Below are 289 nucleotides of genomic sequence, written 5' to 3' on the forward strand. Positions count from 1 at the left end.
GGAGGTGTTGATAGTTGATATTCCGAAATTGGCTTTACCGTATCCATTAAGTTTAATACCTCTTGAGCTAAATTGTATAAATCAACAATTGAGTCTGACCAAATTTGGAAATTATAAAACGTTACATCAGATTGATATAAATCTAAATTCCAATGTGACTCTATTGCAAAATTAGCATCAGCATTGTCTAATTTAGCCGACAAACTTAACACATACTCAAAACTACCATGAGCGTTTTTACTAATTGATTTAATAAACGGTTGATCGTTGATAGCAATGGTTGACACCG

General features: G+C 32.5%; 1 pseudogene. It reads right to left on the minus strand.

Features of this window, described 5'->3' with window-relative positions:
* Positions 1-289, minus strand: a pseudogene (locus V6251_RS15330) (hypothetical protein); the annotation flags it as partial.

It is taken from the genome of Olleya sp. Ti.3.14, from assembly GCF_038154885.1.
Taxonomy (GTDB): Bacteria; Bacteroidota; Bacteroidia; order Flavobacteriales; family Flavobacteriaceae; genus Olleya.